Origin of the sequence: Nocardia abscessus (assembly GCF_015477775.1) — a bacterium.
GTDB classification, from domain to species: Bacteria; Actinomycetota; Actinomycetes; order Mycobacteriales; family Mycobacteriaceae; genus Nocardia; species Nocardia abscessus_A.
Genome location: NZ_JADLQO010000007.1, coordinates 117,821 through 129,629 on the forward strand (window position 1 = coordinate 117,821; position 11,809 = coordinate 129,629).

Below are 11,809 nucleotides of genomic sequence, written 5' to 3' on the forward strand. Positions count from 1 at the left end.
GAATCATCGAGCGGGGGTGAGGGATGCCGCGGCGGCGGACGCGGTGAGCCGGGATCGGCCGAGCAAGGGAAGCACCTCTTCGCCGACGCGGTAGGCCTCCTCCAGGTGCGGGTTGCCCGCGAGGATGAACGCGTCGACGCCGAGGTCGATCAGTTCGTCGAGCCGCTGCGCGACCTGCTCGTAGCTGCCGACCAGGCCGAAGGCCGGCCCGCCGCGGATCAGGCTGAACCCGCACCAGACGTTGGGCTGTACTTCCAGGTCGCGATATCCGGTGATGGTCTCGGGCACCCAGCCCTGGATGCGGGCGGCGCCCACCGAATCACCCTTGGCGGCGCGCTCGGCCGCGCCGCGGTCGACGAATGCCCAGCCCTTCTCGATCTCCGCCCAGGCCGCTTCCTCGGTGTGCCGGGCCACCACGTCGATGCGCACCGCGAATTTCGGTGTGCGACCGATTGTTTCGGCGTGCGCGCGCACGCCGTCGAACTTGGCGCGCAGGTCGCCGAAGGGCTCCAGCCAGGACAGGTAGTAGTCGGCGTGCCTGCCCGCGGCCTGCACCGCGGCGGCCGAGGACCCCGAGAAGTACACCTCGGGGAACGGCTGCCCGGCAATGCCCGGTGCGAGCGCGGCGCCCTCGGTCCGGAAGAACCGGCCGTCGTGGTCGTAGGGTCGGCCGTCCCACACGCCGCGCAACACGTCGAGGAACTCGCTGGTCCGCGCGTAACGATCGTCGTGCGAGACCTTGTCGCCCCACCACAACTGGGCGGGTCCGCCGCCCCCGCTGATGATGTTGTAGACCAGCCGGCCGCCGGTCGCGCGCTGCAAGCTCGCCGACATGCGCGCCGCCTGCACCGGGTGCAGGAAGCCGGGCTGGAAGGCGACCATGAAGCGGTAGGTGGTGGTCTCCCTGGCCAGCGCCGCGGCGACCGCCCACGGGTCGTCGGTCACCGGGAACGACGGCAGCAGGCCGCCGAGGAAACCGGCCGATTCGGAGGCCTTCGCGACTGCCGCCATGTGGTCGATGTAGCCGTAGCCGTCGAGTGCACCGGCCCGGATGGCGGGAGCGATATTGCCCGGTCCGTAACCGTTGGCGTGGCCGCGGTTATATCGGCGCGGCGTGCGCAGCGACGCGTGGTCGCCCTCCATGCCGATGCGCCAGTAGATGTCGATGGTCATGCGTTTGCCTCCTGAGCGGTCAGGGTGCGGCCGATCGGGTCGGCGAGGAACAAGAGGTGCTCGCCCGCGCGGTGCAGTTCCTCGATGTGCGGGCGCCCCGAGAGCACCACGCTGTCGACGCCTGCCTCGACGTAGGCCGAAAGACGTTGCGCCACCTGGGCGTAGCTGCCGACGAGTCCGATGTTCGCGGCGTATCCGAGATCGCCGAACCCCGCCCAGCGGCCGTCGCCCAGATCGTGCTCCCGTACGCCGGGGCCGTCCGGGTACACCTCCCGCCACTGGCGTTCGGCGCGCGCCCACGCCTCGTCTTCGGTTTCCCGCGCGATGACCGGCAGCTCCAGTCCGGCGCGCACCGTCCGCCCCGCCGCCGTCGCGCGCTCGCGCAAGGCGGCGATCGCGGTGCCGACGCCGGCCGCGGTCTCGGTGAAGACGTGCACGTCCCCGTGCTCGGCCGACAGCTCGAGCGCCGCGACGGAAGCACCGGTCAGGTAGACCGTGGGGAACGGCAGTCCGGACAGGATGCCGCGGAAGCCGCCGTCGATCACGTCGTAATGCGTGCCCGCGTAGTGGAACCCGGTGCCCGCGAATCCCGCCGAAGGCACCGGAGCGTCGTTCCATACGCCACGGGCGACGGTGAGGAACTCCGCGGCCCTGGCGTAGCGGTCGTCGCCGGTGACGCGATCACCCCGGGACCGTGCGTCGGCGGGATCGGTGTCGACCGCCAACTGCCAGGCGAGGCGGCCGCCGGACAGGCGTTGCAAGGTGGCCGAGATCTTCGCGGCGTAGACCGGAGTGCCGAAAGCGGGCTGGAATTCGACCACGACACGGGAGTACCGGGTGCCGCGCAGCGCGCCGCCCGCCACGATCCACGATTCCTCGCCCTCCGGATCGTAGGGCGCGAGCACCCCGTCCAGCCCGGCGAGTTCGGCGGCATCGATGATCTGGGCGAGGTCGTCGAACGGACCGAATCGTCCCGATCGCAGGTCCGTCGCGGGCGTGAGCGGCGCGGGTCCGCCGAATCCGCCGCGGTTGCGCTGTTCGGGGCGGGCATGGCGGCCGTCTCCACGGGAAGGCAGGCGCCACAGGAATTCCGTCATGCGGGGACCTTCCCGGACGCGACGAGTTCCCTCGCCCTGGCCAGCGGCTCGTGCGCGACCCAGGAGTCCAGGTCGAACTCGGCGGCCAGGAAACCGTGCGTGTAGAGGAATTGCTTCTGCACGCCGATCAGCTCGATCCGCTCGTCCGACAGCGAGGGGTGCAGGCCCCGGTGGAAGTTCTCGCCGTACGCGGCGACGACACCCTCCGGCCCGGACAGCGTTTCCCGCTGCAGCACGTCCCGGACTCCTTGCAGGTCGCCCGCGGCCCAGTCGGCCGCGCGCAGGCTCTGCGCGAGGAACTCGACCACCACTTCCGGACGCGACTGGAGCAAGTCGGCGTGCACGGTGATCGGACGTGGCGTTCCGTTGTTGACCCGCAACCGCTTGGCGTCGGTGGCGTCCAGATCCACCGCGACGCGCAGGCCGTGCTCCCTGGCGACTTCCTGGGCGCGGGCGCCCTTGACGTAGATGGCGTCCACCTCGCCGCGCAACAACTCCGCCACACCCCAGGTGACCACCCGGCGGTTCGCTTGGATCTCCGTGCGCACCTGTGGGTTCCGTTCGACGCCGATCTCGACCACGTGCACGTCGGCCAGAGTGTGGCCACCGAGCCGCAGTGCGTTCGCGAAGCCGTGCAGGGCCATCGCGCGGGGGAAGCTGCGCGCCTGATCCTGCGCCCATGCCGGGACGCCGATGCGCAGACCGGCCAGCTCGGCGGGGCCGCCGACCGAGGACTGCGGACCGACCAGGATGGCTTGCGCCTCATCGATCCAGGTCAAGCCGATCAGACGGGTCGGCGAGCCCTGCGCCCGCGCGGCCAGGGCCGGAACGTTGCCGCCCTCGCGGATCAGTCCGGACAGGTCGTGCAGGAAATGGTGGCCGGCCAGCTCCGGCCCCGCGTCCTGCAGGACGCCGAACTCCAGCCCGGCCCGCGCGGCGGTGTCGCCGAGCCAGCCGAGGCTGTGCGCGAGCCCGCTCGCGGTCGGGACCGGGCAGCGGGTGTACCAGAGGGTGTCGGTCATGAGGCACTCCTTGGAGCGGGCGCGGGACCACCCACGCCGAGCTGGGCGAGGAAAAGGGATTGGTAGTGCAAGGTTTCGGGGTCGGCGCGGCCGCGCGGGCGAGCCACGTCGATGTCGACGTCCACGGCGAAACGCCCGCGGTCCAGGATCAGCACGCGGTCGGCCAGGCGGATCGCCTCGTCGACGTCGTGGGTCACCATGAGCACCGCCGGACGGTGCCGGGCCACCAGGTCGCCGACCAGATCCTGCATCTGCAGGCGGGTCAGGGCGTCCAGCGCCGCGAACGGCTCGTCGAGCAGCAGCAGTTCGGGTTCGCGCACCAGAGCGCGCGCCAGCGCCGCGCGCTGCGCCTCACCACCGGAGAGCGTGGCGGGCCACTGCCGCGCTTTGCCGTCGAGGTTGACCTCGGCCAGGGCGCGCAACCCCGCTTCGCGGTTCTGCCGGGAACGGCGCTGCCCGACGATGACGTTCGCCAGTACCCGTTTCGAGGGAATCAGCCGCGGCTCCTGGTACACGGTGGTCCGTCGGCCCGGGACGAGCACCTCCCCGGCGTCCGGCGCTTCGAGTCCGGTGAGCAGGCGCAGCAGCGTGGTCTTGCCGGTGCCGCTCGGGCCGAGCAGGACGACGAACTCGCCGCGCCGGATGGTCAGGTCGACGCCGTCGAGTACGGTCTTGTCGCCGAACGCCTTGCGCAGGCCGGTGATCGAGACGGCGACCGGCTCGCTCACCGCGGGCGCGGTGGTGACCTCGGGTTCGGGTTCGGTGACGGCGGTCATCGGATCGCCACCTGTCCGCGCCAGGGCATCGCGAATCGCTCCGCCAACCGCACCAGCCCGTCGAAGACCAAGCCGAGCAGCGCGTACAGCACGACGCACAGCACCATGTAGTCGGTGCGGTTGTACTCCTGCGCCAGGGTGACCAGGTAGCCGACGCCTTCCCTGGTGCCGACCTGCTCGGCCGCGATGAGACCGGTGATGCTGATCGACAGGCACACCCGCAGCGCCATGAGCACGCCGGGCAGCGCAGAGGGCAGGATGACCTCCAGCACCAGCCGTGGGCCGGTAAGCCCGAAACTGCGTGCGGCCTCGACCATCTTGCGATCGACGTTGCGGACGCCGAGGTAGGTGTAGGCGTACATCGGCGCCACCGTCGCGACGGCGATGAGCAGCACCTTGTACAGCTCGTCGATGCCGAACCAGGCGATGAACAGCGGCACCAGCGCGAGGAACGGCACCGCGCGCAGGATCTGCATCGTCGAATCGACCAGTTCCTCACCGAGGCCGGACAGCCCGGACAGCAGTCCGAGCGTCAGCCCGACGGCCACCCCGATGCCGACGCCGAAGGCGGCGCGCGCGAACGATGCGACCGCGAAGTCGAGCAGCTGACCGGTGCCGAGCAGCTCGGTGAACGCCGTCCACACCGCGGGCGGGCCCGCCAGCACGCGCTCCGACAGCGCCCCGGTCGCGGAACCGGTCCACCAGCCCGCGACGATCAGTGCGGGAAGCAGGAACCGCAACGGCACCGAAAACCAGGTGGGCCTGGGTTTTCCGACGCGGCTACGGGGCGGTGCGAGTTCGGTGGGCACCAGCCCCGCCGCGGCGATCACCGCCATCTCAGCTGCCCGCCTTCACCGATGCCAGCTGCTCGGGCGTCAGCTTGGACTTCAGGTCGTAGAAGATGTCGGCGGCGGTGATCTTGCGGGTGATGACGCCGTTGTCGAAGAAGGTGTTCACCACGTCGGCCAGCGCGGTGGCGTCGGCCTCGTTCGGCAGGTGCGGCACGGTGGCCTCGCCGCCCACCCGGTGGGCGTCGGTGAGCCGCGCGCCCGACAGCGCGCGCGGGCCGGTCTTCTCGAAGACGTTCTCGAACTCGGCGGGGGTGGCGCGCTGCTTCGCCGTGAGTCCCTGCAGCACTTCGAGATACTTCGCCGCCACATCCGGGCGCTGATCGAGCACCTCGGTGCGGAACACGACGACGGTGTTGTCGTTGGAGCCGATGCTCTTCTCCGTGGCGATCTCGACGCCGCCGTTGGCCTTGGCTTCCTGGTAGGGCACCAGGAACGATGCCCAGCCGTCCACCTTGCCGGTCGCGAACGCCGAAGCGGCGTCCTTCTGCTGCAGCGGAACCCGGGTCACCTTGTCGGCCGGGACGCCTGCCTGCGCGAGCGCCTTGAGCAGGATGTATTCGCCCTTGGCCGCGGGGTTCACCGCGACGCGCTTGCCGACCAGGTCGGCGACCGAGCGCACGCCCGATTCGGGGGTCACGATGATGCCGCTCTGATCCTTGCCCGCCGGATCCTGCACCGCGACGATCCGGACACCGACGTCCTTGGACAGGGCGCCGACGACCGGGCTGAACGCCGCACCCGATACGTCGAGTTCCTTGGTGTTGAACAACTTCAGGTTGGAGCTGAATCCGGGGGTGGTGGTGACCCACTCGATCTTCGCGCCGAGCGGCGCCAGCGCCGCGTCGAAGGTTCCGTCGCGCTTGCCGACCGCCAGCGGGCCGGAGTTCCCCGGGTCGGCGACCTTGAGCACGAAAGAGGCGCCTGCGCCGGTGTCGCGATCGGTGTCCGAACCACACGCGGCGACCAGCGCGACGAGGGGAACGATCGCTAGCGCGATGCGCATGAGGGCTTGCCGCCTGCGGGACATCGTGAGGACTCCTTGTCCGAATTGTCGATCAATGCCCTCGCAGAGTAGGGACGCCAACGCAGGGTCACGAGGTAATGCTTTCCGCAGATCGGAAAGCTTGACATATCGAGTTCCGTGTACTGCCTGAGTTTCGACCGCTATCAATCACTTACAGCGGGCAACACCGGGGCGGGAATCAGTCCGTAGTCAGCAGTAGTTTCCAGATAGCGGAAAGCACAAACCTTTTGGTCGGCAATTCTGTGTTACGGTCACATCCGTGGAACCCTCCGGCGTGCAGACCGTCACCCGCGCCCTGTCGGTCTTGGACTGCTTCCGCGACGGCCGGGAGCGCGGTGTCTCGGAGGTGGCGCGGCAACAGGGTCTGGCGGTCAGCACCACGCACCGGCTACTGGCCACGCTCGTCCAGGCGGGCTTCCTGGAGAAGAGCGCCGAATCCAGCCGGTATCGCATGGGCGGCGCGCTGGCCGAGTGGGGGCAGATCGCCTATCGCCAGCACCGGATCTACCTCGCCGAACCGTATCTGGAACAGCTCGCGGGCACCACAGGAGCCAGTTGCTCGGTCGCCACCCGCCACGGCATCCACGCCGTACTGCTGGGCACCAGCCGGTGGCGGGAGACCGACGGGCACAAGCTGCAGGGCGTGCGACTGCCCCTGCACGCCAGCGCACTGGGCAAGGCCCTGCTCGCCTGGTCCGAAGCCACCGACGAGCAGTTACGCGAGCTTCCCTACGACGAGGGAACCGCGCGCTCGGTGTCCGGGCCCGCCGAGCTGCGCGCCGAACTGGTCACCACCCGGGAGCGCGGATACGCCTACAACGACGAGGAACTCGATCCCGGCTTCCGCACCATCGGCCTGCCCATCCTCACCCCGGCGGGCCACTGCCGGTTCGCGCTCGGTCTGCGCGGCCCCACGACGCTGATGATCCCCGAGCGCGTGCCGTTCTTCGTCGAACTCGCGAAGGTCACCGCGCAGGAGATCTCGGCCAGGTTCGCCGCCGCTGACTAGTTCTCCGGAAACCGACGATCCGGTCGAATAACCGCCTGCTCCCGGGTGCGCCACCCTATTCTTGACGCGTAAATCGTAGCGCTGGGTCGTCATTCGGGAGGCGACAGGAGGGCGGCGCCGGTCGTGCCCGGTGCCGCAGCGGAAGGGAGTCGCCATGCCGGACGGTCACGCGCGGGTACGCGCCGGGTCGTCGACCAAGCTCGATACGAGCCTCGCGCACGAGGCGCGGGTCTACGACTACTGGCTCGGCGGCAAGGACAACTACCCCGCCGATCGCGCGCTCGGTGACACGATCGCCATGCACATCCCCGGCATCCGTGACATGGCCCGCGCCAATCGCGCCTTCCTCGGCCGCGCGGTACGTCATCTGGCCCGCGAGGCGGGTATCGATCAGTTCCTCGACATCGGCACCGGCCTCCCTGCCGCGGGCAACACCCACGAGGTGGCCCAGCGGATCGATCCGGCCGCGCGCGTGGTCTACGTCGACAACGACCCGCTCGTGCTCGCCCACGCCAGAGCCCTGATGGCGGGCACCCCACAGGGCAGGATCGCTTTCGTCGATGCCGATCTGCGCGATCCGCAATCCATCCTGGACGCGCCCGCCCTGGCCGAAACCTTCGACCAGGACCGGCCGATAGCGATCATGCTGGTCGCGATCATGATGTTCTTCCGCGACACCGACGACCCGTACGGTGCCGTCGGGCGGCTGCTGGACGCGGCGCCGTCCGGCAGCTATCTCGTGCTCACCCATTCGACCGCCGATTTCGACCCGCGGGCCATGGCGCGCGCGGCGGCCGCCGCCCAGCGCGCCGGCATCGGATTCCAGCCGCGTAGCCGCGCGGACACCGAATCCTTCTTCGCTGGAACCGAACTCGTCGAGCCGGGCGTAGTACCGATCGCCGCCTGGCGTCCGGACTCCGATGCCACCCCGGCCGAGCCGCGGTCCGCCTGGTACTGGGCGGGAATCGGGCGCAAACCCTGAGCCCGGACGGGCGGCGTTTGAGCCGCCGCCGTTGGGCAATCACGTCCGGGAGACCCGGCGGCCACGGACGGCGAGGCGGTGGACATGGTCGAAGACGTCGAGAAGCGCTGGCACGATCCACGTGGCTTCCGCCGCGCGGCGGCCTACGTGGCCTCGGTGCTCGCCACCGCCGCATTGGTCTTCCTGCTGATCCTGCTGTGGGCCGCCCAGCGGCAGTGCGCGGGCGAGGACCGGCTGCTGTGTGACGACGCGGCGCAGGTCGCCATCGTGCTCGGGCCGTCGGTGGTGCTGCTGATCGGCGGCATCGGCGCTTTCGTGGAAACCTACGTCCAGTGGCGTCGCGGGCGGACCTGGCCCATCTGGCAGGGCGCGGGCTGGTTCCTGTTCATCCTGATGGTGGTGTATCTCGGCATCGGCGGCGGCGCGGTCGCGAGCTGATCACTCCGCGACGCGCACCACCACCTTGCCGAAGTTACGGCCCTCCAGCATGCCGATGAACGCCTCGGGAGCGGCGTCCAAACCGGATACGACGTCCTCGAGATACCGCACGTGCCCGTCGGCGACCCACTGCCCCATCTCGCGCAGGAAGTCCGGGTACAACTCGCGGACGAACTCGGTCTGGATGAATCCGCGCACCATGAGGCTCTTGGTGAGGATGCGGCCGTAGTAGGCGGGCAGCCGGTCGGGGCCCTCCGGCGCGCCGGCCGCGTTGTAGTTGGCGATCAGCCCGCAGACCGGCACCCGAGCGTGAGTGTTCAGCAGCGGATAGACCGCGTCCGCCACCGCGCCGCCGACGTTCTCGAAATAGACGTCGACGCCGTCGGGAACCGCTGCCGCCAGCTGCTCGGCGAAATCGGGGGCGCGATGATCCAGCGCGACGTCGAAGCCGAGTTCGTTCAGGTAGGCGACTTTGCGCGGCCCGCCCGCGATGCCGACCGTGCGCGTGCCGCCGATCTTGGCGATCTGGCCGACGGCCGAGCCAACCGGTCCGGTGGCCGCGGCGACCACGAGCGTCTCACCGGGCTGGGGTTTGCCGATCTTGCGCAGTCCCGCGTACGCGGTGAACCCCGGCATGCCGAGCACGCCCAGTGCCGTCGAGACCGGCGCCGTGGCCGGATCGAGCTTGCGCACGCCGCGGGCCGGGGCGACGTCGTGCGTCTGCCACCCCGAATAGGCCAGCACCACATCGCCTTTCGCCACCGACGGGTCGCGGGACTCGACTACTTCGGCCACGGTGGCGCCGACTATGACTGCGCCGATCTCCACCGGTTCGGCGTAGGACTTCGCCGAACTCATCCGGCCCCGCATGTACGGATCGAGCGAGAGGTACAGGGTGCGCAGCAGAACTTCGCCCTCGGCCGGAGCGGGGAGTTCCGCGGTCTCGGTCCGGAAATTCTCCGGAGTGGGCGCACCCACCGGCCGGGAAGCAAGCACGATTCGCGTGGACTCGACCATGCGCCCACCCTAACCGGGGCGCGGGCACGCCCGCGCCCGGTCGTGTCCGCTGTCACCAGGACGGCGATTTCGGCCCCAGGAACAAGCCGCCGTTCACCTCCAGCGTCTGGCCGGTGACCCAGCGCCCGTCGCCGGAGGCGAAGAAGGCCACCGCGTCGGCGATGTCCGCGCCGCTGCCGACCCGCTCCAGCGCGGTCATGCCCGCGACGCCCGCGATGGCGCCGTCGTTGGTGTGCAGCCAGGAGTTCATGTCGGTGTCGGTGATGCCGGGCGACACCGTGTTCACCGTGATCCCGCGCGGGCCGAGGGTGTTCGCCAGCGAGCGGCTCAGCACGTTGAGCGCGCCCTTGGTCATGCCGTAGACGACTTCCGGCGTGGCGAACCAGGTGACGCCGGAAGAGATGTTGACGATGCGCCCGCCGTCACGGAGCAACGGCAACGCCCGCTGGACGATGAACAGCGGCGCCCGCACGTTGACCGCGAACAGCCGATCGAACTGCTCGGGCGTGGCCTGCTCGACGGTGGCGTCGTAGGCGATGATCGCGGCGTTGTTCACCAGGATGTCCAACGGCCGGTCGCCCAGACCGGCGGCGAGCTCGCCGAACAGCTGGTCGATATCCCCTTCGACGCCCAGTTCGGCGCGCACGGGAAACGCCCGGCCACCGGCGCGCCGGATCGCCGACACCGTCTCTTCCGCCGCCTCGGTGTTGGTGCCGTAATGCACCGCGACCTCGGCGCCGTCGGCGGCCAGCCGCTCGGCGATGGCCCGGCCTATCCCCCGCGAGGCGCCGGTCACCAGGGCGGTCTTTCCATTCGATTCGGTCATCTCGTTGTCCCGCTTTCATGGTAGGTAACGTTCCCTAACATCGCTGACAAGCGCTACGGTATTCCCGTGGAACCGAAACGTCGCGCTGCCGCCGACACCAAGGAGCACGTCCTGGTCGTCGCGCGGGAACTGTTCTACCGAGAGGGAATTCGCGCGACCGGCGTGGATCGCGTCGCGGCCGAGGCGAACGTCGCGCCGCCCACCCTCTATCGCCTGTTCGGCTCCAAGGACGAGCTGGTCGCCGCGTACCTCGAGCGGGAGGACCGCCACTACCGGGAGTGGTTCCGCGCGGCGGCGACCGGGGATGGCCCCCGCGAGCGCATCCTCGCGCTGTTCGCGGCGCTGGCCGAGCAGGTGCGCCCCGAGACCTGTCGCGGCTGCCCCTTCCTCATCGCGCTGGGGGAATTCCCGGATCACGACCTGCTCGGCCACAAACACGCCGTCGCGATGAAGAACTGGGTGCGCGCCGAGTTCGGCGCGCTGGTCGGCGAACTCGCGTCCACCGCGGCGGTTCCCGATCCGCAGGCGCTGGCCGACCAGTTGATGCTGGTGATGGAAGGCGTCTACGCCACCACCCAGGCGTTCGGTGCGACGGGCCCGGCGGCCCGCTCCCTGACGCTGGTAGAGAGGCTGCTCCCTCGCGCGTCCGACTGAGCCCAGCACTCCGGAGGAGCACGAAACAACCTGTGCGGCAGCGACTTCGGGCCGTGAGCGTCCGGGACATCGACTCGAGCGACCGGAACATTGGCGCGAGCGCCGCGGCTTCGTAGCGTCGAGACCATGACCTTGGAAATCGGCACCATCCTGCCCACCTCGACGCCCGATCCCGCGCATCCCATCCTGGGTGACGTGCGGGCCGCCGCCCGCCTCGCCGAGCAGATCGGCCTCGACTCGGTGTGGTCCACCGACCATCTCGTGGCCAGCGCGCCGATACTGGACAGCGGCGTGGTGCTGGCCACCGCCGCTGCCGTGACCGACCGCATCCGCATCGGTTTCGGGGTGCTGTTGCTCGCACTGCGGCCGATCGCGTGGGCCGCCAAGCAGATCGCGACCCTGCAGTACGTCTCCGGCGACCGGCTGATCCTCGGTGTCGGCACCGGCAACCCGGCGCACGGCGACGTCGGATGGCGCGCGGCGGGCATGCCCTTCGCCGAGCGCGGCCGTCGCACGGACGAGGCGCTGCGCGTGCTGCCCGACCTGGTCGCGGGGCGGCCGACCGTCCTCCCGGACGGCACCGAGGTCACCCTGGCGCCGGGCGCGTCCATGCCGCCGGTGCTGGTCGCGGGTGACGGCGAGCGGGCTCGGCGACGCGCGGCCGCGTATGCCGACGGCTGGATCGCCATCGGACTCGAGCCGGGCCAAGTCCGCGCAGGCGCGACCGAATTGACCGCGCTCGCCGCCGAATACGATCGCGGGCCGCTCTCCGTGACGATCGTGGCGCCACCCTTGGCAACCGATCCCGCCCATGCGGCGGAGCAATTGGCCGGGTATGCGGAGGCGGGTGCGGAACGCGTCATCCTCGCCCCGTCGGGGTCACAGTGGCAAGCCGGCTACGAGTTCGCCGCGAAGATCAAGGCACAGCTCTGATTTCGGC

At 70.2% G+C, this 11,809-nt stretch carries 13 protein-coding genes; 5 read left to right on the forward strand and 8 right to left on the reverse strand.

Annotated features, from left to right (window positions below):
• Positions 1-3: 3 nt before the first annotated feature.
• From IU450_RS19565 to IU450_RS19590, 6 genes are read right to left on the reverse strand one after another with little or no spacing between them, the layout of a single operon-like run.
• The gene (locus IU450_RS19565; RefSeq protein WP_195151200.1) at positions 4-1,173 is read right to left on the reverse strand and encodes an LLM class flavin-dependent oxidoreductase; all 1,170 of its coding nucleotides are present in this window, start codon (positions 1,171-1,173) and stop codon (positions 4-6) included.
• Positions 1,170-2,270 (reverse strand): LLM class flavin-dependent oxidoreductase, encoded by a 1,101-nt coding sequence (locus IU450_RS19570; RefSeq protein ID WP_195151201.1) that lies wholly within the window; start codon positions 2,268-2,270, stop codon positions 1,170-1,172. The genes IU450_RS19565 and IU450_RS19570 overlap by 4 nt, the downstream gene beginning before the upstream one ends.
• Positions 2,267-3,292, reverse strand: a complete 1,026-nt coding sequence (locus tag IU450_RS19575; RefSeq protein WP_195151202.1) for an ABC transporter substrate-binding protein — start codon at positions 3,290-3,292, stop codon at positions 2,267-2,269. The genes IU450_RS19570 and IU450_RS19575 overlap by 4 nt, the downstream gene beginning before the upstream one ends.
• A complete protein-coding gene (locus tag IU450_RS19580; RefSeq protein WP_195151203.1) occupies positions 3,289-4,068 on the reverse strand; it encodes an ABC transporter ATP-binding protein in 780 nt (259 codons plus the stop codon). The genes IU450_RS19575 and IU450_RS19580 overlap by 4 nt, the downstream gene beginning before the upstream one ends.
• The gene (locus IU450_RS19585; protein ID WP_195151204.1) at positions 4,065-4,904 is read right to left on the reverse strand and encodes an ABC transporter permease; all 840 of its coding nucleotides are present in this window, start codon (positions 4,902-4,904) and stop codon (positions 4,065-4,067) included. The genes IU450_RS19580 and IU450_RS19585 overlap by 4 nt, the downstream gene beginning before the upstream one ends.
• Before the next feature lies 1 nt (position 4,905).
• Complete coding sequence (locus tag IU450_RS19590) at positions 4,906-5,946, reverse strand: NrtA/SsuA/CpmA family ABC transporter substrate-binding protein (protein WP_195151205.1); 1,041 nt, start codon at positions 5,944-5,946, stop codon at positions 4,906-4,908.
• Positions 5,947-6,202: 256 nt separating this feature from the next.
• Here IU450_RS19590 and IU450_RS19595 point away from each other — a divergent pair, with 256 nt between their 5' ends.
• The 3 genes from IU450_RS19595 (at position 6,203) to IU450_RS19605 (ending at position 8,372) form a co-directional block, all read left to right on the forward strand.
• Positions 6,203-6,952, forward strand: a complete 750-nt coding sequence (locus IU450_RS19595; RefSeq protein WP_195151206.1) for an IclR family transcriptional regulator — start codon at positions 6,203-6,205, stop codon at positions 6,950-6,952.
• 154 nt (positions 6,953-7,106) lie between these two features.
• Complete coding sequence (locus IU450_RS19600) at positions 7,107-7,934, forward strand: SAM-dependent methyltransferase (protein WP_195151207.1); 828 nt, start codon at positions 7,107-7,109, stop codon at positions 7,932-7,934.
• 84 nt (positions 7,935-8,018) lie between these two features.
• Complete coding sequence (locus tag IU450_RS19605; RefSeq protein WP_195151208.1) at positions 8,019-8,372, forward strand: hypothetical protein; 354 nt, start codon at positions 8,019-8,021, stop codon at positions 8,370-8,372.
• Here IU450_RS19605 and IU450_RS19610 read toward each other — a convergent pair whose 3' ends face one another.
• Together IU450_RS19610 and IU450_RS19615 are read right to left on the reverse strand one after the other, a co-directional pair.
• Positions 8,373-9,389, reverse strand: a complete 1,017-nt coding sequence (locus tag IU450_RS19610; protein ID WP_195151209.1) for an NADP-dependent oxidoreductase — start codon at positions 9,387-9,389, stop codon at positions 8,373-8,375. It abuts the gene before it with no gap.
• Between the two features lie 52 nt (positions 9,390-9,441).
• Complete coding sequence (locus tag IU450_RS19615) at positions 9,442-10,215, reverse strand: SDR family NAD(P)-dependent oxidoreductase (protein ID WP_195151210.1); 774 nt, start codon at positions 10,213-10,215, stop codon at positions 9,442-9,444.
• Between the two features lie 66 nt (positions 10,216-10,281).
• On the opposite strand from IU450_RS19615, the gene IU450_RS19620 reads away from it, so the two are divergent.
• Together IU450_RS19620 and IU450_RS19625 are read left to right on the forward strand one after the other, a co-directional pair.
• A complete protein-coding gene (locus IU450_RS19620; RefSeq protein WP_195151211.1) occupies positions 10,282-10,869 on the forward strand; it encodes a TetR/AcrR family transcriptional regulator in 588 nt (195 codons plus the stop codon).
• 126 nt (positions 10,870-10,995) lie between these two features.
• Positions 10,996-11,802 carry an LLM class flavin-dependent oxidoreductase gene (locus IU450_RS19625; RefSeq protein WP_195151212.1) on the forward strand — a complete coding sequence of 269 codons (807 nt, stop codon included), beginning with the start codon at positions 10,996-10,998 and terminating at the stop codon, positions 11,800-11,802.
• Positions 11,803-11,809 lie beyond the last annotated feature (7 nt).